Annotated in this window: 28 protein-coding genes; 18 read left to right on the top strand and 10 right to left on the bottom strand. The window is 36.9% G+C overall.

The genetic code is table 11. The annotated features are described in order from the left end of the window. The first annotated feature begins 321 nt into the window (after positions 1-321). From AC57AW_RS13635 to AC57AW_RS13685, 11 genes are all read left to right on the top strand, one after another. Positions 322-918, top strand: a complete 597-nt coding sequence (locus AC57AW_RS13635) for a Crp/Fnr family transcriptional regulator (protein ID WP_318845886.1) — start codon at positions 322-324, stop codon at positions 916-918. 55 nt (positions 919-973) lie between these two features. Then, the gene (locus tag AC57AW_RS13640; protein ID WP_496352311.1) at positions 974-1,588 is read left to right on the top strand and encodes a Crp/Fnr family transcriptional regulator; all 615 of its coding nucleotides are present in this window, start codon (positions 974-976) and stop codon (positions 1,586-1,588) included. A 348-nt stretch (positions 1,589-1,936) separates the two neighbouring features. Next, the gene (locus AC57AW_RS13645) at positions 1,937-2,524 is read left to right on the top strand and encodes a YciE/YciF ferroxidase family protein (protein ID WP_496352312.1); all 588 of its coding nucleotides are present in this window, start codon (positions 1,937-1,939) and stop codon (positions 2,522-2,524) included. 65 nt (positions 2,525-2,589) lie between these two features. Next, positions 2,590-2,892: a hypothetical protein gene (locus tag AC57AW_RS13650; protein WP_496352313.1), complete on the top strand. Its 303-nt coding sequence runs from the start codon at positions 2,590-2,592 to the stop codon at positions 2,890-2,892. 14 nt (positions 2,893-2,906) lie between these two features. Further along, entirely contained in the window at positions 2,907-3,284 is a 378-nt protein-coding gene (locus AC57AW_RS13655; protein WP_318845882.1) for a hypothetical protein, read from the top strand. Positions 3,285-3,343: 59 nt separating this feature from the next. Beyond that, entirely contained in the window at positions 3,344-5,482 is a 2,139-nt protein-coding gene (locus AC57AW_RS13660) for a catalase (protein WP_496352314.1), read from the top strand. Between the two features lie 128 nt (positions 5,483-5,610). After that, positions 5,611-6,111 carry a CinA family protein gene (locus tag AC57AW_RS13665; RefSeq protein WP_496352315.1) on the top strand — a complete coding sequence of 167 codons (501 nt, stop codon included), beginning with the start codon at positions 5,611-5,613 and terminating at the stop codon, positions 6,109-6,111. Positions 6,112-6,148: 37 nt separating this feature from the next. Continuing rightward, entirely contained in the window at positions 6,149-6,895 is a 747-nt protein-coding gene (locus tag AC57AW_RS13670; RefSeq protein ID WP_496352316.1) for an SDR family oxidoreductase, read from the top strand. Positions 6,896-6,923: 28 nt separating this feature from the next. Beyond that, positions 6,924-7,088 (top strand): hypothetical protein, encoded by a 165-nt coding sequence (locus AC57AW_RS13675; RefSeq protein WP_413958577.1) that lies wholly within the window; start codon positions 6,924-6,926, stop codon positions 7,086-7,088. A gap of 24 nt (positions 7,089-7,112) precedes the next feature. Beyond that, the gene (locus AC57AW_RS13680) at positions 7,113-8,639 is read left to right on the top strand and encodes an FAD-dependent oxidoreductase (RefSeq protein WP_496352317.1); all 1,527 of its coding nucleotides are present in this window, start codon (positions 7,113-7,115) and stop codon (positions 8,637-8,639) included. 49 nt (positions 8,640-8,688) lie between these two features. Further along, on the top strand, positions 8,689-9,345 hold the full coding sequence (locus tag AC57AW_RS13685; RefSeq protein WP_496352318.1) for a DUF6766 family protein: 657 nt from the start codon (positions 8,689-8,691) through the stop codon (positions 9,343-9,345). Here the strand turns inward: AC57AW_RS13685 and AC57AW_RS13690 are convergent. Continuing rightward, complete coding sequence (locus AC57AW_RS13690) at positions 9,327-10,130, bottom strand: AraC family transcriptional regulator (RefSeq protein ID WP_496352319.1); 804 nt, start codon at positions 10,128-10,130, stop codon at positions 9,327-9,329. The genes AC57AW_RS13685 and AC57AW_RS13690 overlap by 19 nt on opposite strands. Positions 10,131-10,258: 128 nt before the next feature. Here AC57AW_RS13690 and AC57AW_RS13695 point away from each other — a divergent pair, with 128 nt between their 5' ends. Beyond that, positions 10,259-11,395: an Atu1372/SO_1960 family protein gene (locus tag AC57AW_RS13695; protein ID WP_496352320.1), complete on the top strand. Its 1,137-nt coding sequence runs from the start codon at positions 10,259-10,261 to the stop codon at positions 11,393-11,395. 62 nt (positions 11,396-11,457) lie between these two features. Here the strand turns inward: AC57AW_RS13695 and pdxR are convergent, their stop codons facing one another. Continuing rightward, on the bottom strand, positions 11,458-12,894 hold the full coding sequence (pdxR, locus tag AC57AW_RS13700) for a MocR-like pyridoxine biosynthesis transcription factor PdxR (protein ID WP_496352321.1): 1,437 nt from the start codon (positions 12,892-12,894) through the stop codon (positions 11,458-11,460). A 101-nt stretch (positions 12,895-12,995) separates the two neighbouring features. On the opposite strand from pdxR, the gene AC57AW_RS13705 reads away from it, so the two are divergent. The 3 genes from AC57AW_RS13705 to AC57AW_RS13715 all read left to right on the top strand — a co-directional run bounded on the left by AC57AW_RS13705 (position 12,996) and on the right by AC57AW_RS13715 (position 14,731). After that, entirely contained in the window at positions 12,996-13,451 is a 456-nt protein-coding gene (locus AC57AW_RS13705) for a cupin domain-containing protein (RefSeq protein WP_052198582.1), read from the top strand. A gap of 152 nt (positions 13,452-13,603) precedes the next feature. Then, positions 13,604-14,488, top strand: coding sequence for a dihydrodipicolinate synthase family protein (locus tag AC57AW_RS13710; RefSeq protein ID WP_496352322.1), 885 nt, complete (start codon positions 13,604-13,606; stop codon positions 14,486-14,488). Positions 14,489-14,497: 9 nt separating this feature from the next. Continuing rightward, the gene (locus AC57AW_RS13715) at positions 14,498-14,731 is read left to right on the top strand and encodes a thioredoxin domain-containing protein (RefSeq protein ID WP_318845872.1); all 234 of its coding nucleotides are present in this window, start codon (positions 14,498-14,500) and stop codon (positions 14,729-14,731) included. A 57-nt stretch (positions 14,732-14,788) separates the two neighbouring features. Here AC57AW_RS13715 and AC57AW_RS13720 read toward each other — a convergent pair whose 3' ends face one another. Continuing rightward, positions 14,789-15,295, bottom strand: coding sequence for a pyridoxamine 5'-phosphate oxidase family protein (locus AC57AW_RS13720; protein WP_496352323.1), 507 nt, complete (start codon positions 15,293-15,295; stop codon positions 14,789-14,791). 184 nt (positions 15,296-15,479) lie between these two features. Here AC57AW_RS13720 and AC57AW_RS13725 point away from each other — a divergent pair, with 184 nt between their 5' ends. Further along, entirely contained in the window at positions 15,480-16,277 is a 798-nt protein-coding gene (locus tag AC57AW_RS13725; protein ID WP_496352324.1) for a helix-turn-helix domain-containing protein, read from the top strand. A 66-nt stretch (positions 16,278-16,343) separates the two neighbouring features. Beyond that, positions 16,344-17,297, top strand: coding sequence for a nitrilase family protein (locus AC57AW_RS13730; protein ID WP_496352325.1), 954 nt, complete (start codon positions 16,344-16,346; stop codon positions 17,295-17,297). Positions 17,298-17,343: 46 nt separating this feature from the next. On the opposite strand, the gene AC57AW_RS13735 is transcribed toward AC57AW_RS13730, so the two are convergent. From AC57AW_RS13735 to AC57AW_RS13750, 4 genes are all read right to left on the bottom strand, one after another. Beyond that, on the bottom strand, positions 17,344-17,700 hold the full coding sequence (locus AC57AW_RS13735) for a rhodanese-like domain-containing protein (protein WP_318845868.1): 357 nt from the start codon (positions 17,698-17,700) through the stop codon (positions 17,344-17,346). Further along, a complete protein-coding gene (locus tag AC57AW_RS13740) occupies positions 17,697-17,999 on the bottom strand; it encodes a DUF3817 domain-containing protein (protein ID WP_318845867.1) in 303 nt (100 codons plus the stop codon). Before AC57AW_RS13740 ends, AC57AW_RS13735 begins: the two co-directional genes overlap by 4 nt. Positions 18,000-18,001: 2 nt before the next feature. Further along, positions 18,002-18,460 (bottom strand): hypothetical protein, encoded by a 459-nt coding sequence (locus tag AC57AW_RS13745; RefSeq protein ID WP_496352326.1) that lies wholly within the window; start codon positions 18,458-18,460, stop codon positions 18,002-18,004. A 70-nt stretch (positions 18,461-18,530) separates the two neighbouring features. Next, positions 18,531-19,121 carry a TetR/AcrR family transcriptional regulator gene (locus tag AC57AW_RS13750; protein ID WP_496352327.1) on the bottom strand — a complete coding sequence of 197 codons (591 nt, stop codon included), beginning with the start codon at positions 19,119-19,121 and terminating at the stop codon, positions 18,531-18,533. Between the two features lie 150 nt (positions 19,122-19,271). On the opposite strand from AC57AW_RS13750, the gene AC57AW_RS13755 reads away from it, so the two are divergent. Continuing rightward, entirely contained in the window at positions 19,272-20,489 is a 1,218-nt protein-coding gene (locus tag AC57AW_RS13755) for an MFS transporter (RefSeq protein WP_496352328.1), read from the top strand. A gap of 194 nt (positions 20,490-20,683) precedes the next feature. Here AC57AW_RS13755 and pdeM read toward each other — a convergent pair whose 3' ends face one another. The 3 genes from pdeM to AC57AW_RS13770 form a co-directional block, all read right to left on the bottom strand. Beyond that, on the bottom strand, positions 20,684-21,328 hold the full coding sequence (gene pdeM, locus AC57AW_RS13760) for a ligase-associated DNA damage response endonuclease PdeM (RefSeq protein ID WP_496352329.1): 645 nt from the start codon (positions 21,326-21,328) through the stop codon (positions 20,684-20,686). A gap of 49 nt (positions 21,329-21,377) precedes the next feature. Further along, on the bottom strand, positions 21,378-21,980 hold the full coding sequence (locus AC57AW_RS13765) for a 2,3-bisphosphoglycerate-dependent phosphoglycerate mutase (protein WP_496352330.1): 603 nt from the start codon (positions 21,978-21,980) through the stop codon (positions 21,378-21,380). A gap of 349 nt (positions 21,981-22,329) precedes the next feature. Further along, entirely contained in the window at positions 22,330-24,783 is a 2,454-nt protein-coding gene (locus AC57AW_RS13770) for a ligase-associated DNA damage response DEXH box helicase (RefSeq protein WP_496352331.1), read from the bottom strand. Positions 24,784-24,874 lie beyond the last annotated feature (91 nt).

The following is a 24,874-nucleotide window of genomic DNA, read 5'->3' on the forward strand; positions in this document are numbered from 1 at the left end:
AACGAAATAATATTTCTTTGTTAAGGACCAAAACCTCCATTCCATAAAAAAGGAATGGAGGTTTTAAGCATTAATAATCAAACCATTGGATAAATATTAAATTTACGAAATATTAAAGATAAGATGGTTTTATTGATAATTTTTTAGCAAATAAAATTGAAAGCACTTAAAATTGATAATTAATTTAACATTATTTAACTTTTTAATTAATCACAAGGGTGCGATTTTTGTATGTATATCTTTATCAGTTCCCAATGATATTTTTACTAAGACTAGGAAGAGGAAAAAAAGAAGAAGAAAACAACGCCAAAAACAACTATTATGGTTATCGACGAAAAGATTTTGATTTCAGCGGGAGCAGAAACGAGACACTATACCCCTTCAGAAACTATTTTCTGTGAAGGGGATGTATGTAATTATTATTACCAGATTATTAAAGGAGAGGTAAAACTCAATAATTATAATGAGGAAGGGAGAGAATTTATTCAAAATATTTTATCCGACGGAGAAAGCTGTGGAGAATCTATCCTTTTTATAGAAAAACCTTATCCAATGAATGCTGAAGCCATTACAGAATGTACTGTTCTAAGGCTTCATAAAACCGTTTTTTTCAGTTTACTGAACCAATCTCCGGAATTGTACATGGAGGTGAGCAACTTTCTTTCCGAACGCCTTTATTACAAATTTGTGATGATGCAGAATCTTTCATCCCAAAACCCTTCTATACGACTGAAAGGACTGATGGATTATCTTAAAAGCTTTCAAAAGGATATAAGTCCTTATTCTTTTTTGATCCCATTAACGAGGCAGCAGATGGCAAGCCTTACAGGTCTTTGTGTGGAAACCGCTATAAGGACGATCAAACATATGGAAAGGGATAAAATCCTAAGAATTGAAAATCGCAAAATCTTATATTAGAATCAATTTCAAGTATACGATTTTGTGATTTTTCCAATTAAAATCTAGTGAATTTATGAAAACAATAAGCTGCATGAATATTGATGAAAACCTTCTGTACTCTTTTGGTGCAGAAGGCAAGGATTATAAAAACCGTGAGACGATTTTTAAGGAAGGAGATCATGCACTTTATTATTTTCAGATCAGCGAGGGAAAAGTAAAACTTAATAATTACAATGAAGACGGAAAAGAGTTTATTCATAATATCTTAGGCAAAAAACAGAGCTTTGGGGAGGCGATGCTTTTCCTCAGCCAGGATTATCCCATCAATGCCGTATGCCTTGAAGCTTCCAGAATTATAAGACTTCCCAAAAATAACTTCTTTGAAATGATCAGTCAGCATCCTGATCTTTCTCTGGAAATGAATGCCTGCTTTTCACAGGAAATTTATTACAAATTAAAAATGATGCAGAGCCTGGCCTCTCAAAACCCTATGCAAAGGCTGAGAGGATTATTGGATTACCTTAAAAGCTACCATAATGATGACTGCCATCACTGTTTTCACATTGCATTTACAAGACAGCAGATAGCCAATCTCACGGGTCTGCGTGTGGAAACTGTCATCAGAACCTTAAAAAAGATGGAGAAAGAAGGGCATATCACTTTACAAGACCGAAAAATTTTGTATTAATCTGCTTTAACATGACTCAGGTCATAAAAAAGTGAGTTATTAAGACGTATATTTGATATGTAAACGTTTCAAATTACTTAAGACCTTAGTAAAAGGCACGTAAAAAGCATTTGCTTTTATAATCATTTTTAACATTACCGACACCCAATTGTTGCCGTCTAATACTAGTCACGGACTGTAATACTCATCTCTAAATATTAATAATTTAGTTATGTACTAGAAACTCAGGAACCATAGTTAGGAGGCCAGGTATTCCAGGCAGACGTAATTCATAATTCTTTTTCCTGGATTGCCTCTTTAGACTTATATAAAGAGGTAATCCTTTTAATACAAACACCATTTTACACCATGCCCAATAAAATATTAGAAACCAATAATGCAGTTTCTATTACCCAGAAAGGAACTGCAGACAAGACGACTGTCAACAAGGATGAAATGAAAAATGCTCCGCTTCACAAATTCTTTGTAAGTGCCCTGAAAGATATTTATTATGCTGAAAATGCTATTCTTGAAGCATTGGAGAAAATGCAGGAAGCTGCTACTACGGAAGAACTGAAGGGAGCCTTTGAAGATCATCATCTTCAAACCCAAAAACATGTAAAACGTCTGGAGAAAGTTTTCAAGCTTATTGACGAAAAGCCCGAAAAAAAAGAATGTAAGGCTATAAAAGGAATCATTGAAGAAGGGGAAGAAGTCATTAAGTCTACAGAAGACGGCTCTGCAACAAGAGATGTGGCATTGATTATTGCTGCACAAAAAGTAGAACATTACGAAATTGCAACCTATGGCGGACTTGCCCAGCTTGCTACTACCATGGGACATGATAAAGTCGCCGATCTCCTTGAAAGAACACTTCAGGAAGAAGAAGATACCGATTCGCATCTTACAGATATTGCGGAAACATCCATCAATTTTGATGCAGAACAGGAAGATTAAAAATACATAATAAGCCATATAGCTTGTTCTATATGGCTTATTTTAACCATGAAATCAAAATATATATGGACGGTCAGAAAATAATAAAAACCCTGAGACACAAGGACTTTATAAAAGTAACCCACACAGGAACGTGTTTTGAGGATGGAGCGGCAATTTATGCCAAAGAGATCAGGGATAATATCTTTCTTTTATTCATTATCCTGAAAGATATTGATATTGAGAATATACAGGCATTAATCGCTCATTTCGACTGTTTCAACAGCATTGGATTAAAAGAGCCGGAACAGATCATGTTTTATCTGTCCATCAAAGATAAAAACGACCTCCATTATTTTGAGCAATATTTAAAAGCTTCCCATAACTAATACCCTTTTTAAACATGATATTTGAAAACGACACTTTACAACATTCCGGGCTGAATGATAAAAACAACGCGCTGGAGAATGAATCTTTATTTCCGCTTATTATCAATTCTTACGGAGTGACTGCTTTTCTGATCAAATCATTGGAAAAGATTAAAAATAATGCTCAATGCGAGGTTCTGAAAAGAGTAATAGATGCCTATATGGAAGAATATATCCTTCATATCCGGGAATTCCATACTAAAAACACGATGGAAACTTCTGATATGGATGATGAAATAAGATTTGAATCTCCGGATTTTACTTTGTATGCTAAAACGGCTTACTATAAAGTGCTGAAGGAAGAAGAATACATCAACAGGCTTCTTGAAGTTCTTGAGAAAAGAGCAGATTAATTCTGCAAAATATTTCTTTATCTCACTGCTTTGAACCCCTACACCAACCACAAAAGATTATGAATATGGAAACCAACGAACACAACAAAAAAGCAGAACAGCTGGATGTACACACTACTTCCAATGAAAATGAAAAACTGACTACCAATCAGGGTTTAAAGATCAATAACAATCAGGATTCTTTAAAAGCCGGAGAGCGCGGTCCTTCATTACTGGAAGATTTTATTCTGAGAGAAAAGATTACCCATTTCGATCACGAAAGGATTCCCGAAAGAGTAGTTCATGCAAGAGGTTCCGGTGCACACGGCGTTTTTAAACTTAACAAAAGTCTTGCAGCTTATACCAAAGCTAAATTTTTAACAGAACCGGGAAAAGAAACTCCTGTTTTTGTACGATTTTCAACTGTTGCAGGAAGTAAAGGAAGTACAGATCTGGCCAGAGATGCAAGAGGTTTTGCTGTGAAATTTTATACTGATGAAGGGAACTATGATCTTGTAGCCAACAATATACCTGTATTCTTTATTCAGGATGCTATGAAGTTTCCGGATCTGGTACATGCGGTAAAACCTGAACCGGATAATGAAATTCCGCAAGCTGCTTCCGCTCACGATACATTTTGGGATTTTATCTCACTCATGCCGGAAAGTATGCATATGATCATGTGGGTGATGAGTGACAGAGCCATTCCGAGAAGTCTGAGAATGATGGAAGGTTTTGGAGTCCATTCTTTCAAATTCATCAATGAGGAAGGAAAAGTACATTTTGTGAAATTTCATTTTAAACCAAAACTGGGAGTGCACTCCGTAGCCTGGAACGAGGCTCAGATTATTTCCGGAGTAGATTCTGATTTTCACAAAAGAGACCTATGGGAAGCCATTGAAAACGGCGATTATCCTGAATGGGATTTTGGGGTACAGCTGATTCCTGAAGAAGATGAGCACAAATTTGATTTTGATCTTCTTGACCCTACCAAACTGGTTCCTGAAGAAGAAGTTCCCGTAGAAATTGTAGGAACATTAACGCTTAATAGAAATCCTGATAATTTTTTTGCAGAAACTGAACAGGTAGCTTTCCATCCCGGACACATTATTCCCGGAATAGATTTCACGAATGATCCACTGCTGCAGGGAAGATTATTTTCATATACCGATACTCAGCTGTCAAGGTTGGGATCACCCAATTTCCATGAAATTCCGATTAACAGATCACTCAATACCGTTCATAATAACCAACGGGACGGGCATATGAGACAGCAGATCGTCAAAGGAAAAACGAGCTACGAACCCAATTCCATAGGCGGTGGATGTCCTTTTCAGGCGATGATGTCTGAAGGTGGGTTTACTTCACAAGAGGAAAGAGTTTCAGGGGTAAAGATCAGAGAAAGAAGTAAAAGCTTTGTAGATCATTATTCACAGGCTAAACTATTCTACAATAGTCAGTCGACACCGGAGAAAACGCACCTCCAGAATGCATTGATCTTTGAATTGTCTAAAGTGAATCGTCCTGAAATTAGAGAAAGAATGGTAGGACAGCTAGCATATATTGATACGATTTTGGCCTGGAGAGTTGCAGAAAAACTAGGGGTAGAAGTCAAAAAATTAGAATTTCCCAACCAAAGTCTGCCCGCAGACGGTAATGTTGTAGAGCTTCAAAGCGAAGAAAGGGAGCCTAATACCAAGGTTTCTGATGCCTTAAGTATGAGACATACCGTTAAAAACACGATTAAAACCAGAAAAATAGGATTTATCCTGGCCAACGGTGCTGATGGTGGAGCTGTCAGCGATCTTAAAACAAAACTTGAAGCAGAAGGAGCCAAAGTGGAATTGATTGCACCAAGTCTTGCTCCTGTAAGAACTAATGATGGTACAGACCTGACTCCGAAATATTCTCTGACGAATACTGCCAGTGTCTGTTTTGATGCTTTATTCATTTGTTCTGGTACAGATTCCGTAAAAGAACTGATGATTTCAGAAAATAAACATCATGTCCTGCATTTTATCAACGAAGCTTATAAGCATTGCAAGGCCATTTATTTCGGAACAGATACGCAGCCTCTTTATCATAATTCTAATGTATCGTCCAAACAGCATGATGATCCGGGGATTATTACATGGGAAGATGCAAATCCTGCAGATCAATTTATTAATGCTATTGCCAAACACAGAGTCTGGGATCTTGAAATGGAGAGAAACGCTTAATCACAACACCTTCACACCAATTTAAATATGTAAGTAAGCTGCTGTATTGATCCATTCAGCAGCTTTTTGAGCCTTTCTTTTCATTTTCTCAAATTAATTTTAACCATCATTATCCAAATATTAATATTATGAATTTTCAACAAAATCTCTTAGAATATATAAGTCAGTCCCTGATGACTACTGATGAAACCATTTCAGTTGCTGAAAGTGTCACTTCAGGATGCCTGCAATTGGCTTTTTCACAGATGCCCAATGCCTCAATGTTTTATAAGGGAGGCATGACAACCTATTCTTTACCTGAGAAAGTAAGACTATTAAAAGTCAACAGACAGGAAGCTGAAGAATGTGACTGTGTTTCAGAAAATATTGCACAAACTATGGCATTAAACGTTGCCAGGCTTTACGAATCAGACTGGTCTATCGCTACAACCGGCTACTGTACACCGAACCGGAGTTCCGGCTATAAAATTTTTGCCTATTTCGCATTCTCCTATAAAGGGGAAATTATTCTGACTAAAAAACTGGAACTGCATCCTAAAACACAAGCCCTGAACGCCCAGCTGTATTATACGGAATTTATTTTAGGGTGTTTTAAAAGTGAACTCAACAGGCTTTTAATCTTAAAATAACAAGAAACCTGCAGAAGAAAAATAAAAAGATGATGCGATGCGAAAATTAGAAAATAAATCCGTTTTGATTACCGGAGCAGACAGCGGAATCGGTAAAGCAGTGGCCCTGCTTTTTGCATTGGAAGGAGCTGATATTGTTATTATTTATCATTCCAGTGATCATGACGCCAGAAAAACAAAAGCAGAAATTGAAAATCTGAATAGAAAATGCATTATTTTCAAAGGTGATATCAATGATTATGAATTCTGTAAAATGACGGTAAAAGAAGTCATTTCGGCATTCGGGAAGATTGATATTCTTATCAATAATGCTGGGGTTCAGTTTCCTGCGGATACGATTGAAGATCTTGTAGAGAAAAACATCAGAGAGACCTTTGATTCTAATATTGTTGGAATGATTTTGTTAACGAAGGTCGTATTCCCTTATTTGAAAGAAGGAAGTTCTGTGATCAATACGACCTCTGTTTCTGCTTACCAGGGACATCCTGAACTGCTAGATTATTCAGCAACAAAAGGAGCTATTGTTTCCTTTACACGCTCACTGGCATTACAGGCAAAACCAAAAGGAATCCGTGTGAATGCCGTTGCTCCAGGCCCCGTTGCGACTCCGCTTACTGAAGAAACATTTGACGAAAAAGAAGAAAATCCCAACAAGCCTCCTCTGGAGAGAAATGCCACACCGGAAGAAATCGCCTTCAGTTTTTTGTTTCTGGCAGCTACAGATGGCTCGCAGGTGACAGGACAGGTACTTCATCCCAATGGAGGATTAATTGTAAATGGCTAAAATAGTAACCCCATCAAAATATTATAATATGAAAACTACAGCATTTATTTTGGGAGTAATAAGCTTATTTGCTTTTACTTCCTGCAGGTGTAATATTGACGAAGATGAAAACAAAAAAAGAGACCAAAAGAATAACCCGGCCAATGCTGGTAAAACTGGTCTGCCCGAAAGCGATACCTTGAGTATCAGATAAGTTTAACAACAAAATATTCTGGTTATGTACAGAGACGGTGCAAGAAAAAGTATATGGCAGGAAGAGGTCAGAAAATTTTCTGCAGAAACTGATCTCAATCCACTATTTGATGTTGCCATAGTAGGTGGCGGAATTACCGGAGTTTCCACAGCGCTGAAACTTCAGGAATCCGGGCAGCAATGTATTATCCTTGAGGCTGCCAATATAGGCTTTGGAACAACGGGTGGAACAACGGCTCATTTAAACGATTTTTTTGATACAACGTTTACTCAGGTCATCCGTGATTTTGGTTTGGATAATGCCAAATTGTATTCAGAATCCGGTGCTGATGCCATCAAAATCATTGAAGATAACATCCATCAGTATAAGATCAGCTGTGATTTTACAAGAAAGTCTGCTTATCTTTTTGCATTGGATGAAAAGCAGGAAGACCGTTTGAAAGATATTGTAGAAGGTGCGGCTAATGTAGGCCATGAAATGAACTATGTGAACGAAATTCCTTTTCCGATCCCGTTCAAAGAAGCGGTGCTTATTCCCGGACAGGGACATTTTCATCCTATAAAATACATCAAAGGACTTTGTGACGCTTTTATAAAGCTGGGTGGATCTATTCAGGAAAACTGTCTCTGTGAAACTCATGATGAGCACAATGACTATGTAATTTTAAAAACTTCAAAAGGAGAAATAAAAGCAAAAAATGTAGTTTATGCCACCCACATTCCGCCTGGCATTAATCTTCTTCATTTTACGAATGCTCCTTACAGAAGTTATGTTATGGCATTTACCATGAAAAATGATAAATATCCATGGGAACTTGGCTATGATCTTTGTGAACCTTATCATTATTACCGTATTCAGAGCATCAATGGTGAAAATCTATTGATTGCCGGGGGTGAAGATCACAAAACAGGGCATGCAGACGATACCGGAGAATGCTTTTCAAGGCTTGAAAACTATGTGAGAAAATATTTCGAGGTGGAAACCGTATATTACACCTGGTCCAGCCAATACTATGAGCCTGTGGACGGGCTTCCTTATATAGGAAAGCTTCCTGGAACTAAAAAAAGAATCTTTGTAGCAACAGGCTTTCGAGGTAACGGAATGATATTCGGGACTCTTTCTTCACAGATACTGCATGACCTTATTGTTACCGGAAAAAGTAAATATGGAGACTTATTCAATCCTTCAAGAATCAAACCTGTTGCCGGATTTTCAGATTTCGTGAAAGAAGCTGCAACCGTAGCTTTTGATTTTATAAAAGACAAGATATTAACCGAGAAAATTGATTCCTTTTCAGAAGTAGGAGAAGGCGAGGCAAAAGTGATCCGTTATGAATCAGAATCCTATGCGCTTTACAAAGAAAATGACGGGACTTTGCATCTGCTTAAAAGTACCTGTCCACACGCCGGATGTGAAGTCCGGTGGAATAGTGCTGAGTTGAGCTGGGACTGCCCGTGTCATGGATCCCGTTTCAATGTCAATGGAAAAATTCTTACAGGTCCCACAACAAAGAGCTTGCAGAAGGTATTTCCTTATCAAAAACGTGATTGATGAATCTTAGACTTTAAACATTGAATTTAAAACTTTTAAACCTAGAAATATGTCACGCTCCGGTTTCTTTTATCGCAACAGCTTAAGTATTGTTTTGATTTCTCTGATGATCATTTTTCTCATAGCACAGTTTTTTATGGGTTGGAAAACGGAAAACAAAGAATTGCTTGAAAACGGACAGAATGTTTTAAAGATGAGTGAATACATCAGTAGCGGTCATTTTATACAGGCTACTTTTGAAAATTGGGAAAGCGAATTTCTTCAAATGATGCTTTATGTTTTATTAACGATTTCTCTGAGACAAAAAGGTTCCAGCGAATCAAAATCTCTGACAGACAAGGAAGATGTTGACAGAGAACCTGTGGTACATTCCAAAGCACCATGGCCCGTTAAAAAAGGAGGAATTTGGCTGAAACTCTACAAACATTCACTATCACTTGCGTTTGCAATCCTCTTCCTGACGAGTTTTATTTTGCATTTCTATGGAAGTCTTAAAGATTTTAATAATGAACAGATGATGAAAAGTAAGTCCGCGGTAACAGCAATGCAATATATTTCTGAATCAAGGTTTTGGTTTGAATCTTTTCAGAACTGGCAGAGTGAATTTCTGGCTGTAGCTTCTCTTGTACTTTTATCTGTCTGGCTTCGTGAAAAAGGCTCACCGGAATCAAAACCCGTTGATATGCCTCATGATAAAACCCCTTGATTTTTATTGAGCTTTGGCTTCACCTGCATGATCGCAAAATAGGATGATGTGAAAGCTGATAAGCTTTGATAACCTACTTTATAGGCAACTTCACTCAAGGTATACTGTTTGGTATCTATCAATTCTATACTTTTTAAAATCCTTGTCAGCTGCAGGTATTTTTGCAGGGTAATTCCGGTTTCATTTTTAAAAATTCGCTGAAGGCTTCTCACAGACATTTGCGCTTTTTCAGCTAACGAATCAATGTCCAGATTATATTTAAAATGAGCATTGATATCATTGCATACGGGAATCAACCTTACATCAGCAGGAACAGGAATTTCTAGTCCGCTGCTTTCTTTGCAGAAGTTGGGAAGACTCTTTAAAATAGCTTTGAAAAACAAATCCTGTTCTTCATTTTCATCCAACGATTGGTTCCATTTTGAAGCATACAAAAGCATTTCCTTTAGAACAGGAGGAACAGCAAATACCTGTACATTCTTATAAAATTCATCTTCAAAAACTGACTTGAACAGAAACACCATCAGGTTCACCGTTTGTGCTTCAGAAGTTATTTTGTGGGCTTTTTCTGAAGGAATCCAGATGACATGATGCTGTGGGACAAGATAGATTTTCCTGTCAATATGGAAATATTGGTACCCTTCTTCCACAAACGTAAGCTGGGCACGGTTATGTTGATGTTCATAATCGTCATGTTTCCAGTCTTTTTCACACCATACGTAAGCTTCCTTCTCGATGGAATCTACAAACTGGCTTTCCGTTTTTTCAATCAGTCCACATTTCATGTTGTCGTTTTGTATGTATATTTTGGCAAATTTAATAAAAACGACAATAGTAATTTTGTATCATCAAGATAACAGACCTTAAAAAACAATAGTCTCAAAAAAAAATATTAACTTATATCTTATTCTGAATGAAAAAATTATGTCTTTTTTTTATTTTAATTTTATTATCTAATATCACCAATATCATGGCACAAAATAAAGCTAAAATACTGGTTCTTATCCATTCTGATAATGGAGGAACCTACGAACTGGCCAAAGAGATCGCCAAAGGCATTGAAAGCGAAAATAATGCAGTTCCTTATATCAAATTAGTCAAAGCTTCCCAACATCCCAATCTGAAAAATCTGCCTGTAGCTACCGTAGATGAACTGACAAATTATGATGGAATTGCTTTTGGTTCACCGGTTTATTTCGGGAATATCAGTACAGGAATGAGTGAATTTTTATCTAAAACCGTTCAGCTTTGGACCAATCACGCTTTGGAAGGAGTTCCGGCTGTTGTTTTCATGTCAGCGGGAAGCGGTGCAGGAAAAGAACTTGCACTTCAGGCATTCTGGAACAGCCTTGCTGTACATGGAATGGTACTGGTACCTAACGGAATTCGTGGAACAGAAGAACTGAATAAAGCTATTCCACAGGGAAATACTGTTTTAGGAATAACGAGTATGGCTTCATTAAAAGACGTTGAAAGACCTACCAAAGGAGAAAGAAATATTGCTGAGCTTCAGGGAAAAAACTTTGCAAAAATAGCTTTGGCTTTGAAAGATACCCGTCCGAAAAAAAGTACACCAATCGTTGAAAATCATCAGAACTTCAATGAACTACTGAAACAGAAAAATATTATGCTTCCACAGGTTCCTAAACCCGCAGGAAATTATCAGCCGTTTGTACGTTCCGGAAATTTGGTATTTATTAATCAGGTTGCTTTGAAAGACGGGAAAATTTTCAATCCCGGGAAATTAGGAGTTGAAGTAAATGAACAACAGGTAAAAGACGCTACAAAGGTTACCATGCTGAATGTTATTTCTGTTTTGAATGAAGCAGTAGGAGGAGATTTGAGCAGAGTAAAACAATGTGTGCAGCTTACAGGAATTTTCAATACAAAAGACGATTATACAAAACATGCAGACTTGATGAATGTTGCTTCTGATCTTGCCGTTGAAGTTTTCGGAGACAAAGGAAAACATGCCAGAGCGACTTTTGGAGCCTCTTCAATTCCGGTGAACTCTTCTGTTGAAATTCAGGCGGTTTTTGAAGTAGAATAGATTTCAAAAAAATAAAATCTGTGGTTACTATTGGGCCACAGATTTTATCATTTTTATGCTATTTAAGTATTAAAAAACTTAGAAAAAACCTCTGAAATAAGAGGAATACTTTGTTCCAGCTGTTCTTCAGAAAGGGCTCCATAGCTCAATCTGAATCCATTTACATGATGCTGACTGTACTGTTTCGGGTGAATGATTTTAATGTTTTTTTCCAATAATTGAGCGGTTACGGCATCCCAATCTAATTTTACTTTAGGCACAATCCAAAAGGCAAGTCCGCCCTCAGGCAGTGTAAAATCTGCAATACCTGTCATATGCTTTTTCAGCAGCTCAAAAACATAATCTCTTTTATTTTTGTAATGAACGGTTGCTTTTCTGATGTGTTTCTTTACAGCTCCTTCTTTTATCAGTTGAAGAACGGCCTGTTCCATAATGACATCTCCATGTACATCAATTATCTTTCTCAGATTTCCTATTTTTTTCAGTAATTCCTGATTGGCAGTGGCCAGATAGCCAATTCTCAAAGCAGGTGCAACAACCTTACTCAACGTTCCGATATAAACATAATTCTGAAGCTCCGGAAAGCTTGAAATCGGCAGGATAGGGCGGTAACCGAAATGAAACTCATTATCGTAATCATCTTCAATGATCGTGATATTGTATTGGTTTGATAATTCTATTAACCTTAATCTTCTGGATAAACTCAAGGTAACAGTAGTAGGATATTGTCTGTGAGGCGTAATGTATATCGCTTTTATATTCTGATGCTTTGTTAAAAGCTTTTCAATGGCTTCAATACTGATTCCTTCTTTATCTACAGTAACAGGTAAAAGCTGTGCTCCTGCATATTCAAAAGCCTGCCATGCTGGTTGATATCCAGGATCTTCTACAATAACAGCATCACCGGAAGTAAAAAGAGTCTGAGCGGTCAAAAACATTCCCATCTGGCTGCCTCTTGTTATAGAAAGCTCATCTTCATGAATATGCATTCCGCGCTGGTGATTGAGCATTTGGGAAATCATTTTTCGAAATTCTTTATCACCATGTTCATCTCCATAGCCCATCATCTGCCACTTTGCCTTGATGCTGAAAATCTGTCTATAGGCCCTTGCCAGCTCTGTTACGGGAGCAATTTTGCTGTCCGGGTGACCATCATCGAAATTGATTAAAATTCCAGTAGGTTGGCCCTGTTGATGTGGGGAATGATGAGTGGTATCTGCATTTCTTTCATGCAAAACAGGTAGTCTTTCGGATACAAAAATTCCTTTCCTTTCTTTTGAAATCACCCATTCTTCATTGATCAGTACCTGATAAGCTTCTACCACGGTATTTCTGTTGATTTTTAGGGTTTGTGCAAGATTTCGGCTTCCGGGGAGTGCATCTCCGGCTTTTAATCTTCCTGAGCGGATATCACTGATAATGGTATCTGCAATCTGTAGATAAACGGCTTTATCAAGCTTTTTATCAATTTCCAATTCTAATTTCCAAGGGCGTAACATCTGGACTATCTATTTATGTAAAAACTGAATCACTTTAATAGTCCAAATATAAAATAATTTTGTCATGCAATAAAGCACAAAACCATAATAATTTTAAAATCATGGATAAGAAACAATTCAGTTCTAAAGATTTCCACGAAACTTTTGCAAGACCAAAGTATGTAAAACCAAGCCATTTGATTCATAAAAATGTAGAAAATGCAGGAGAACACAATCAGTTTTCAACAGAAAGAAAGCATCCTGTTTTCTTTGTAGATCTTCCAAGTAAGAATGTCAGTATGACGATTGGCGGGCTCACTCCAGGGCAGCAAACCAACAGACACCGCCATACCTATGAAACCGTATTATATGTGATAGAAGGGAAAGGCTGGACAGAAGTAGAAGATGAAAGAGTACATTGGGAAGCTGGAGATGCCGTATATATTCCTTCATGGGCGTGGCATAAGCATCAGAATCTTAGCGATACAGAACCTGCCAAATATATTGCCTGCGAAAATGCTCCCCAATTGCAGAATCTGGGTGTTGCTTTGAGAGAAGAAGAAGGCAGAGATCTTTAATAATCAATAGGTAAACCATTAAGATACTTTCATTGTTAAATTCTATTGATGCGGATATGATTTTTTTCAATGCGAAGCTCAACTCAATATTCTTAACATCTTAAGTTCTCTTAATGGTTTAAAATTATTTTAAATTTTTAAATCAGTAAAAAATGAAAAATGTTCCATTTAAAGGGATTATAGCTTATCCCATAACACCTTTTGATGAAAATGAAAAAGTAAATATTCCTCTTTTCAAGCATCTGGTAGAAAGACTGGTTATTTCCGGAAGCCATGGAATTGCTCCATTGGGCAGTACAGGGGTAATGCCTTATTTATCTGATGAGGAAAAAGAAGAAGTGACAGAAGCTACTTTGCAGCAGGTAAGAGGACGAATTCCGACCCTTGTAGGAGTTTCCAATCTTACGACAGAGAAAACCATTCATCATGCTCAGTTTGCAGAAAAAACAGGCGCTGATGCGGTTATGATTATTCCGATGAGTTACTGGAAACTTACGGATGACGAAATTGTAACGCATTATGATGCCGTAGCAAGTAAAATATCTATTCCGATTATGGCTTACAACAATCCGGCAACGAGTGGAGTAGACATGTCGCCAGCCCTATTGAAAAGACTCCTGGAGATCCCTAATGTTACCATGATTAAGGAAAGCACGGGAGATATTCAGAGAATGCACTTTTTAAGAAGAGAATTGGGAGAAGAAGTCGCGTTCTATAACGGTTCCAATCCTTTGGCGCTGGCTGCCTTTTCTGCCGGAGCAAGAGGTTGGTGTACCGCTGCCCCGAATCTTATTCCTGAACTAACGATCAGCCTTTATAATGCCGTTGAGGAAGGAAATCTTGAGAAAGCAAAAGCTATTTTCTACCAACAGTTCGATCTTTTAAAATTTATTGTCAATAAAGGATTACCTAGAGCTGTAAAATCAGGCCTTACGATTCTGGGCGAAGACGGCGGAAATTTGAGAAGCCCTTTAAAACCACTTCAGGAAAAAGAAACTGAAGAATTGAAAAATATTATTAAAACCCTTGTTAATTAATACCATCTTATGAAAAAATCCATTTTTTATCATGCAGGATGCCCTGTATGTATCAGCGCAGAACATGACATTACCAACCTGATAGGTCTTGAAAATGTTGACATTATCCATTTAGGAAATGACAGAAACAAAATTGAAGAGGCTGAAAAGGCAGGCGTAAAGTCTGTACCTGCTTTAGTAACACCTAATGGTAACGTTCTTCATATTAATTTTGGAGCATCTATGGAGGATGTGAAAAAATAGAATATTAATCAAACGGCTCAAGAAATTGAGCCGTTTATTATCTTTTGTTTAAAACTTTTATATCGTTGCATTTCCTTCTACACCGTCAGAATTGTTAGTTTTATTCCCTGTGATTGCAGAAGCAACAAAGCTAAACAGGCTGACCAGTTTTCCTGCTTTAGTGTCCCAATAATAAGTTTCCTTAGGTTCTACACGGATAATAGTAACATTGGGATCGTCTTTTCCGTCGAACCAGGCTTTTGCTAAGGGAGACCATTTTTCTTCTATGGTAGCTTTATCCCGATAAACAGAAGCTTCTCCGTATACCGAAAGATATTGAGAATTACTGTTATTCATAAAAAACAACTGTACCCTGCGGTCTTCTTTGATTTCAAAATTCTTATTACTGGTTCCACTGCTGATAAACCAGAGATTTCCACTGTCATCCGTTTCCTGCAAGGTCATTGGCCTTGAGTTGATAGGAACGGTTTCCAATTCTGTACAGAACATACATATTCTTGCACTTTCCGAGAGTTCTTTGATTTTTTTGATCGCCTCAAGATGGCTGAGATTCTGTGTTGACATAATATAATATTTTAAGTGATTGATGTAGGCTAAACCATTCAAATACCTGACCAAATGGCAATAAAGTGTGGTATCTGGAGTAGATTTCTTTTCAGAATCATCTGTGTAATCTATCTGATCAGTGAGAGAATTTGAATAGTAAACAGTTTCTTTTTCTGCCAAAAAGTTTATGTACATTTGATGCATGCAGATTTCGCCTCCTAAACATTTGGCTCCTTTTATCAGGCATTATATCTTTTTGGAAAATTCTGAAAAGAACATAAGGAGTTTAAGACTGTTTACAGATGGCAGTTCCGGACTTATTCTATCCGGAGATATGAATCTGTATTCAGGTATTTTGGAAGACCAGATGCCGCTTTCTTTTTTTTATGGAACGTTAAATAGCTATAAAGATTTCTCCTCAAAAGGGAAATTTTCCTTGATTGCCATTGTACTTCAACCCTATTTTTTAAATATTCTTTTAAAAACATCCGCTAAAGAAGTTAGAAATCAGATTGTTTCTGTGGAAGATGTTTTAAAAGATCAACTGGAAGTATTTCAGGAAAAACTTTTTAATAAAGTTGATCCTTTGACTGTTATCAATGATCTGAATGTTTTTTTTACTGAATTTTTATCTGAAAAAATAGATACAGATCATCATATTATTGCGGCCACACAGCAATATATTCTTCAAAATAAAGGGGTTGTAGCATCCAAAGACCTGGAAAAATTCACAGGATATTCTGAACGTCATCTGGAAAGAAAGTTTGAATTTCATATGGGAATATCTCCTAAAAAATATGGAAATATAATCCGTCTTCATTACTTTTTAAGCCTTATAAACAGAGGTATTGATCATAAAAGTATGACGATACTTTCTTATGAAGCAGGTTATTCTGACCAGTCTCATCTGATCAGGGAATTTAAAAACAATATCGGGCTTACTCCCAAACAGTATTTGAAAACAGAAAATAAAATGGCTGTCAATTTCATTCAGCTGTAAATAAGCATGTCGGTTTTATACAATTTTTTATAAGCAGAGTCATCTAGTTTTGCTTAAAAAAAATCAATGAATATTAAAATTTCAACGGCACAATTTGAAAACAAAAGCGGGGATAAGGCTTACAATTTGTCTGTCATAGAAAAACTGGCCAGCCAGGCTGCTTCTCAGGGATCTCATGTCATTGCTTTTCATGAATGTTCCATTACAGGGTATACTTTTGCCCGGAAACTGTCTAGAAAACAGCTTCTCGATATTGCAGAACGTATTCCGGAAGGAGAGAGCATTCAAAAACTGCAGGAAATTGCAGCCCAGCATAACATCACCATATTGGCCGGATTATTTGAAAAAGATGAACATGATAATCTTTTCAAAGCGTATGTATGTGTTGATAAAGCAGGGCTGAAAGCTAAGTACAGAAAATTACATCCTTTTATCAATCCTCATCTTACACCAGGTAATGAGTATTGTGTATTTGATATTATGGGCTGGAAGTGCGGCATTCTCATTTGCTATGACAATAATATCATTGAAAATGTTAGAGCTACAAGGCTTCTTGGTGCAGAAATTATTTTTATGCCCCATGTTACAATGTGTACCCCTTCCACAAGACCGGGAGCAGGTTTTGTAGATCCTCAGCTTTGGGAAAACAGAGAATCAGATCCTACATCTTTACGTTTAGAATTTAATGGAATGAAAGGCAGAGACTGGTTGATGAAATGGCTTCCGTCAAGAGCTTATGATAACGGAGCATATATTGTTTTTTCAAATCCTGTTGGGATGGATGACGACCAGTTGAAAAACGGATGTTCTATGATTATAGATCCTTTCGGAGATGTTATTGCAGAATGCAGGTCATGGGAAGACAGTTTTGAATCTGCAATTATTACTTCTGAAAAGCTTAACCAGTCAGGAGGAAATCGGTATATTAAAGCAAGAAGACCTGAATTATACAGAGATATCATAGGGCAGGAGCATTCATCTGAACAAAAAGTAGTATGGCTGGATGATAAGACTGTTTAAAAATATAAAACCCTCCCGCGACACAGTCTGGGGAGGGTTTATTATCTTATGGATTGATTGTTTTTTGAAGATCACTCCAGGCACCGCCATTATAAATATGCTTGAAACCTCTTTCCTTCAGGATATTTTCTGCTTTTACACTGCGGAGTCCATGTGAACATACTGTGATATATGTTTTATCGGGATCCAATTCCACATACCGTTCTCTGATTGTTCCTAATGAAATATTAACCGAACCTTCTATATGTCCCGTTTCATATTCCTTTTCAGTTCTTACATCAAGAATTACTGCTCCTTTTTTGATCAGTTCAGGTAATCCGTTATCTAAGGTCTGAAAACGGTAAACTCTATAGACAACATACATCAAAATAGCTATTCCGCAGACTATCAAAACGTTTCTCATAGCTTGCTTAAAATTTTCCAGTCAATATAAAATGTTCCAAAAGGAATAAAACAGGCAAGAATCACCTTCCATGTTATCTCTTTAAATTTCCATTTCTGTTCAACACCAATGCTCAGTGTATTGAACAGAAAGAGCAGGAATAACGTTCCATGAACAGGGCCTATTAATCGTACAAATAAAGGATTTCCCATCCAGTATTTCATAGGAACGGCAATGCATACTAAACTGAGCAATGAAATGCCTTCCAGAATAGCCAGAATTCTTAGCCGGCCGATTTTTGTTTTCAATAAATCTATCATAATTATCTGAAATAAGGTCTGTTTGCTAAAGGAGAAAAAGGCCATGGAATGGCAATGAAAATAATGATAAGGGCAAGAGAAAACCAGAGGCCCATGGTTTTGAATTTGTCTTTATCTGAAAGTTTTCTTTTGGCTAAAGCGGAACCAATTGTGATGACAACAACAGCAGTAATCATCAATGAAATATGAATCAACCCAAAAAACAGGTGTTCAAAAGATTCTTTGGCTTCATTAAAATTTTTCCAGAAATATTGGATAACTGGACTTTTGAAATAAAATATCATTCCGATAATCAATTGAACATGAGCTATGGTAGCTGTCCAATGTCTTCCAGAATTGTCTGCTCCGGTAAATTTTCTACCTGAATAATATCCTTTAAAAGAACGGTAAATCGCATAAATTAAACTTATTAAAACCAGCCAGCGGGTTTGAGAATGTAAAAAAGTAAGGGTTTGATACATTGTTTATTTTTTAGAACAGAGCAAAGGTATAATAAAAACATACTAATTAGTATGTTTTTAATCAAAAAAATTATTGCAGGGTTTTCAAATATGATTTAAGTCCTTTTAAATAAACAAGATACACCTCTTTTGAATTTTCAACTTTTCCTAGATTTCTGATGCCCCAATATCCGGAAATCACAAAAACACTTACTTCTCTGGCACTTACTTCTTGCTTAATGATTCCAGTTTCTTTGCCCTTTTCTATACTTTCTGTGAAAGCATTTTCCCACTCTTTTGAAAGTTCATGCAAAGCATGGGTAAAGGCGGTATGCCATGGTGCCATTTGCTGTATAAAATTAGAAGTAGGGCAGCCGTATTCAACTTTTAAAAAGTCTGTTTCCATCAGGAGATTGTAGATAATCTCATAAATATTGTCCAATGGATTTGTGTTATTCTGAAGAGATTCAATAAAATTACGTCTGAAGTTGGGCTTCATCAGTTCGTTGATAATAGCCAGTCCCATTTCATCTTTGGTTTTAAAATGATAATAAAAAGCACCCTTAGTCACCTGAGTCGTTGCGATAATCTCATCAATGCTTGTGGTCTGAAAACCTTTCACATAGATCAGTTCAAACGCTTTTTGGAGAATAGTAAGACGGGTTGCTTCTGATTTTTTCATTAAAAATGGATGATTATTATACAAAGGAACAAATTTTAAATTTAAAAATAAACTATCATTATTCTGATATATTGATACAATTTAAATAATTTTTATAATACAATTATTCGTCGGAAATTTGCCTTGTCAATATCAACAAAATACAAGACAATGAATTATCAAAAAGAAATACAGATAAACACTGCATCAGACACTGTGAAAAAAGGTCTTCCTGCAGCATTATGGGCTCTTACAATAAGTGCTTTCGGGATAGGAACTACAGAGTTTGTGATTGTTGGGCTTCTTCCAACCGTTGCTTCCGATCTTGCGATCACGATTCCTTCAGCGGGATTGCTGGTAAGCCTGTATGCAATAGGAGTAGCTATTGGAGCTCCCATCTTAACGGCGTTAACAGGAAAAATTCCGCGTAAAATGCTTTTGGTTTCCATTATGCTTTTATTTGTTATTGGAAACGGCCTGGCATCTATTGCTCCCGGTTTTATTACTTTAGTGCTGGCAAGAATCCTTACGGGGTTTGCCCATGGGGTTTATTTTTCCATTGGCTCTACCATTGCGGCCTCATTGGTTCCTGAAGAAAAAAGAGCGACAGCGATATCCATTATGTTTGCCGGACTTACGCTTGCCATTGTAACCGGAGTACCACTAGGAACTTTTATTGGTCAGCATTTCGGATGGAGAGCAACTTTTATAGGCGTTTCAATCCTTGGAATCATCGGGTTAGCAGCCAGCTTATTATTGGTTCCTAATAATCTGAAAAACGGAAAGACTGCTTCTTTAAAAAGTCAGTTTAAAGTATTGGGAAACAAGCGTCTGATTTTCGCTTTTCTAATGACAGCCATGGGATATGGAGGTACATTTGTAGTTTTTACCTATCTGTCACCCATTTTACAGAAAATCACTGGATTTCAGGAGTCTACAGTCACTTTTATCCTGCTTGTTTATGGAATTGCCATTGCACTTGGAAATCTGATTGGAGGAAAAGTTGCAAATAAAAATCCTCTGAAAGCACTTCTATGGATGTTTGCTGCTCAAGGATTGGTATTGCTTGCGTTTTATTTTACCGTAAGCAGTCCGGTGTTAAGTATTATTACGCTTTTCTTTTTAGGCGCATTATCATTTGCTTCCGTTCCAGGACTTCAGTTATTGGTGGTACAAATTGCAGAAAAAGAACTTCCGGGAACTGAGGATGTGGCTTCAGGGATTAATATTGCTGCTTTTAATATGGGTATTGCGATCGGATCTTATGTGGGAGGAATGATTGTGACATCCTCTTTAGGATTGGGAAGCACACCATGGATAGGAGCTTTATTTCTGGTAGTTACAGTATTCATTACTTTATACAGTATCCGTTTAAGCAAGAAAGAATAAGCACAATTAAGTGATTTTTATATTGATTTCATACCATGTGTTCAACGCACAGAGTAAACATCAAATGTTAGATTTAAGTAAATGAAGGAGTCATCAACAGGTAGATGACATGAAGTGGATGGTGTTATAAAGGCAGGTTTTTATCTGCCTTTATTTTGTATTAATTTCCTATCCTTGACAAGGATTAATATGTTTTAAATCTCATAAATATCCGCATCTGTAAATACAAAAAAAGTACTTTTCTTAGGCAGATTTTTGGTATCCAATCCTGTAAATTCACTGAAAGCCGGAAGCAATAATTGGTTGCTGCTGAGAGCAAAACAGGGAAGTCTGATATTTTTTACAGCAGAATTCAGGACAATTCCGGGATGAATGTGTCCGGTAACCTGAAATCCGGATCTGGACGGATCAAAATCATGAATAAAAGTAATATCATCTATTTCCAGCCACTCCACTTTATGATTAAAACATAACTTTTTCTCCAGAGATTTTGAAATCCGGTCATGATTACCTTCAATGAGATAAAACTGAATATTAGGATATTGGTTTTTCCATGTACAAAATTCATCCACATCAGAATTATCTCCTGCATGCAGTAAATCGCCAACTACAATAAATTTTTCAGGGTTAAAAAATTCAATCAAAGCTGATAATCTTTCCAGATCACTTTTCATAATATGATTGGCGACTGCAATACCATTTTTGCGGAAATGAGCCGTTTTTCCGATGTGAAGATCAGAAAGGATAAGGGCTTTTTCTCGTTCCCAGAATGCAGCACGCTGATTGGTCAGAATGAAATTTTCATTTTGTACAGAAATGCTTTTGGTTGCTATAAACACGCTTTATAATTGAATATTTAATGCTTAAAGTTACGTTATATTAATTGAATCAGCCTACCTTCCGGCTTACATGAAACTTTTCATCAAAAACATACGTCAGAGGAAAGCCTGTAGCAATTTCCCTTTCTAAAATTTCTTCAGGAGACAGATGTTCAAGGTACATAATCAGTGCACGGAGACTGTTTCCATGGGCAACAATCAATACATTTTCACCTTTTTTTAATAACGGTCTTATCTGACTTTCAAAATAGGGAATTACCCTATTGTATGTGTCTTTAAGGCTTTCCCCTCCGGGAGGAACCACATCATAGGATCTGCGCCAGGTATGAACCTGTTCATCTCCATATTTCAAAGCGGTTTCAGCTTTATTTAATCCTTCCAGATTTCCGTAAGAACGTTCGTTTAGAGCTTTATCTTTGACAACTGGTATGTTAGGATTTCCTATCTCATTCAGAATGATGGATAGGGTATGCTGTGCCCTGATGAGCGCCGAGGTAAAAGCAATATCTATTCTTTCTCCTTTTAAAGCAAGGCCTGCTTTTTTGGCTTCTTCAATACCGGCTTCGGTTATATCAATATCTTTCCACCCCGTAAATCTGTTTTCCAGATTCCAGAGTGACTGTCCGTGACGGACTAAGAACAATTTTTCCATTATTTAAATTTTATTACAACTTCTAAGAAGGTATACTCTAAGTTACGGTGATTATTTAAATTTATCAAGAAAATTAACTTAGAATATTAGGCTAAGAATAAGATTAAAACGATAGGCTTTTTATTTGATTTTATAAATTTTAGAATCTCGCAAAGGCGCAAATTTTATATTATCTATTTTTATGTAAGGCGCAAGAAAATCAAAGATTTTCAGCAAGATTAACGTGACTAAATTTTATCAGAGATAAAAGCTTTGCGCCTTAAAACGTTATTATTATCAATTTTTTGCGTCTTTGCGATAAACAAATATTCGTCGGCATATATGTTCTTACAGAAAACACATTAATTGATTATAAAAGATCACTTATATTGGATAGCTTCAGCATTCTTTTAATCCTTGCATCCAGTCCTTCGCTTGAAAGAGTCTGCCTTAAGCTGTCAACCTTAATCGGGAAGCTGAGTGGAGTAAAGGAACGGGAATGTTTTAGAATAATTTCAGATTTTTCTATCCTTTTAAAAGCTTCTACAAGCCGCTGCTCCTGAAGCTGCATATTAAAGACTTCCGTATAAGCCTGTTTTATTAAAAAATGATTGGAATCATGGTCTTCCAGCACTTTAAAAATAAGTCCGGCTGAACTTTGCAAAGATTTATTGGAGCGCTGCTGCCCGGCATAGTTTTGAATCACCATTCCTGAAATCACGGCAATATCCCTGAACTTTCTTCTTGCCATTTCGGCAGAATTGATACTTGCAATCACATCATTCATCAAGTTATCTCTGCTTAAAATCTGCTGCAGATTTTCTTCATTCAACGGAATTTCTTTATCACTGAACAGCTCAAATCCATAATCATTCATCGCCATCGAAAATGAAATAGGTGCCAGTTTTGAAATACGGTAAGCAATCAAAGCAGCCATTACTTCATGCACCAGACGGCCCTCAAAAGGATACATAAACAAATGATTTCCTTCACGGTTCTTAATCATTTCAACCAGAAATTCATTTACTTTGGGAATATGGGAGTTCTTCTCCTGATTGACGAGCAATGGATGTAAAAACTTCAGTTCTTTTTCTGAAGCTTTCGGATTTAAGGCATGGGACAGCTTTTCTCTTAAAAAATGTCCAAGATTGGTACTTAGAGGCAGTCTTCCGCCAAGGTAACTCGGAACAAGAGCTCTTCCTTTGGCTGCTCGTACATACACGGTCATATCTTTGATCATTGCGACCTCCAGCGTTCGTCCGGCTAAAATAAATTTTTCCTCTTTTTTCAGTTTTGAAATAAAATATTCTTCAATCATTCCGATATACCCTCCGGAAATAAACTTCACCTTCAGCATTGCATCACTTACGATCACTCCCATATTCATTCTGTGGAGCATAGCTATCTTTCTTGAAGTCACTTTATAAAGACCATCTTCCATGATAACGATCTTATGGAATTCTTCATAGTTTTTTAAAACACTACCGCCAATGGTAAGAAATTCCAGAATAGCTTTCCATTCTTCATCTAGCATTTCCTGAAAAGCATATACTTTTTTGATTCTTTCGTAGAGTTCATCAGGATAAAAACCATCACCAACAGCCAATGTCATCAGAAACTGAACCAGAACATCAAAACATAAGACCTGTGGCTCCCTGGGCTCAACTACTTTTTGTTTTACGGCTTCTTTTAAAGCTGAAACTTCAATCAGTTCCAAAGAATGGGTGGGAACACAATAGATCTTGGAGGTTTCAAAAGGGGAGTGCCCACTGCGCCCGGCCCGCTGCAGAAAGCGTGCAACTCCTTTCGCAGATCCGATCTGAATAACAGTATCTACAGGTTTAAAATCAATGCCGAGATCCAGCGATGAGGTGGAAACGACTGCTTTTAATTTGCCGGAACTTAGATTTTCTTCAATCCAGATTCTCAAATGGGCATCAATGGAACTGTGATGGATGGCGATCTGACCTGCAAAATCAGGGTGAGCATCCAATAAAAGCTGATACCATATTTCACTCTGGCTTCTGGTATTTGTAAAAACAATGGTAGATTTTGATTCCAGAATAATAGGCACTACTTTATCAGCAAGCTTGTTTCCAAGATGTCCTGCCCATGGTAATATTTCAATTTCGTCCGGGAAAACCGGGAGAATATCTATCTTTTTCTGTTCTTTGGCTGTAATTTTTGTCTTTTTACTGTCATAAGGAATAAGAACTTCCATGGCTTCGTCCAGATTTCCGATGGTTGCTGTAATGCCCCATATTTTTATCTTCGGAACATATTTTCTAAGCTGTGAGATTCCCAGCTCTACCATAACACCCCGCTTTGAACCTAATAATTCATGCCATTCATCCACAGCCACACATTTCATATCTGTGAAAAAACGGTCATTATTCTTCTGAGCGAGAAGCAAATGGAGACTTTCGGGGGTTACAACAAGAATTTCAGGCATTTTCTTGACCTGCTGCTGTTTTACTTTCAGATCAGTATCTCCGTTTCTTACGCCTACAGTCCAATCAAGCCCAATTTCATCAATGGCTTCCTGCATGGCTTTTGCAATATCTTTGGATAAAGACCGCAATGGAGTAATCCAAATCATTTTCAAGCCCTTCTTGTATTGTTCAGGATGATTTAAAAAGTCTGAAATCAAGGCTAAAAAGACCGAAAAAGTTTTTCCGAAACCAGTAGGAGCGACTACCATTCCACTGTAGCCGTTTCCAAATTTCTTCCAGGTTTCCAGCTGGAATTTAAAAGGGGCAATATCTTTATCGGTCATCCATTGTTGAATGATCTTAAATCCGTTGGTATGTTCGAAAGTTGCCAATTTTATTTTGATTTAGTTTTAACGCAAAAGATGCTAAGTGTTTATATAAATTTTAACGCTAAGTTCGCTAATAGTTTATAGGAAACTGTTT

Source organism: Chryseobacterium sp. BGA-UO-ETr-SB22 (assembly GCF_059567885.1).

Coding starts and splice junctions, on each gene's coding strand:
- AC57AW_RS13680 (WP_496352317.1), top strand. CDS start 7,113: ATGTACAGAGACGGTGCAAGAAAAAGTATATGGCAGGAAGAGGTCAGA.
- AC57AW_RS13675 (WP_413958577.1), top strand. CDS start 6,924: ATGAAAACTACAGCATTTATTTTGGGAGTAATAAGCTTATTTGCTTTT.
- AC57AW_RS13745 (WP_496352326.1), bottom strand. CDS start 18,460: ATGTATCAAACCCTTACTTTTTTACATTCTCAAACCCGCTGGCTGGTT.
- AC57AW_RS13705 (WP_052198582.1), top strand. CDS start 12,996: ATGGATAAGAAACAATTCAGTTCTAAAGATTTCCACGAAACTTTTGCA.
- AC57AW_RS13750 (WP_496352327.1), bottom strand. CDS start 19,121: ATGAAAAAATCAGAAGCAACCCGTCTTACTATTCTCCAAAAAGCGTTT.
- AC57AW_RS13715 (WP_318845872.1), top strand. CDS start 14,498: ATGAAAAAATCCATTTTTTATCATGCAGGATGCCCTGTATGTATCAGC.
- AC57AW_RS13660 (WP_496352314.1), top strand. CDS start 3,344: ATGAATATGGAAACCAACGAACACAACAAAAAAGCAGAACAGCTGGAT.
- AC57AW_RS13765 (WP_496352330.1), bottom strand. CDS start 21,980: ATGGAAAAATTGTTCTTAGTCCGTCACGGACAGTCACTCTGGAATCTG.
- AC57AW_RS13735 (WP_318845868.1), bottom strand. CDS start 17,700: ATGAGAAACGTTTTGATAGTCTGCGGAATAGCTATTTTGATGTATGTT.
- AC57AW_RS13670 (WP_496352316.1), top strand. CDS start 6,149: ATGCGAAAATTAGAAAATAAATCCGTTTTGATTACCGGAGCAGACAGC.
- AC57AW_RS13755 (WP_496352328.1), top strand. CDS start 19,272: ATGAATTATCAAAAAGAAATACAGATAAACACTGCATCAGACACTGTG.
- AC57AW_RS13740 (WP_318845867.1), bottom strand. CDS start 17,999: ATGATAGATTTATTGAAAACAAAAATCGGCCGGCTAAGAATTCTGGCT.
- AC57AW_RS13640 (WP_496352311.1), top strand. CDS start 974: ATGAAAACAATAAGCTGCATGAATATTGATGAAAACCTTCTGTACTCT.
- AC57AW_RS13690 (WP_496352319.1), bottom strand. CDS start 10,130: ATGAAATGTGGACTGATTGAAAAAACGGAAAGCCAGTTTGTAGATTCC.
- AC57AW_RS13655 (WP_318845882.1), top strand. CDS start 2,907: ATGATATTTGAAAACGACACTTTACAACATTCCGGGCTGAATGATAAA.
- AC57AW_RS13665 (WP_496352315.1), top strand. CDS start 5,611: ATGAATTTTCAACAAAATCTCTTAGAATATATAAGTCAGTCCCTGATG.
- AC57AW_RS13730 (WP_496352325.1), top strand. CDS start 16,344: ATGAATATTAAAATTTCAACGGCACAATTTGAAAACAAAAGCGGGGAT.
- AC57AW_RS13635 (WP_318845886.1), top strand. CDS start 322: ATGGTTATCGACGAAAAGATTTTGATTTCAGCGGGAGCAGAAACGAGA.
- AC57AW_RS13645 (WP_496352312.1), top strand. CDS start 1,937: ATGCCCAATAAAATATTAGAAACCAATAATGCAGTTTCTATTACCCAG.
- AC57AW_RS13650 (WP_496352313.1), top strand. CDS start 2,590: ATGGACGGTCAGAAAATAATAAAAACCCTGAGACACAAGGACTTTATA.
- AC57AW_RS13695 (WP_496352320.1), top strand. CDS start 10,259: ATGAAAAAATTATGTCTTTTTTTTATTTTAATTTTATTATCTAATATC.
- AC57AW_RS13710 (WP_496352322.1), top strand. CDS start 13,604: ATGAAAAATGTTCCATTTAAAGGGATTATAGCTTATCCCATAACACCT.
- AC57AW_RS13725 (WP_496352324.1), top strand. CDS start 15,480: ATGCAGATTTCGCCTCCTAAACATTTGGCTCCTTTTATCAGGCATTAT.
- AC57AW_RS13720 (WP_496352323.1), bottom strand. CDS start 15,295: ATGTCAACACAGAATCTCAGCCATCTTGAGGCGATCAAAAAAATCAAA.
- AC57AW_RS13685 (WP_496352318.1), top strand. CDS start 8,689: ATGTCACGCTCCGGTTTCTTTTATCGCAACAGCTTAAGTATTGTTTTG.
- pdxR (WP_496352321.1), bottom strand. CDS start 12,894: ATGTTACGCCCTTGGAAATTAGAATTGGAAATTGATAAAAAGCTTGAT.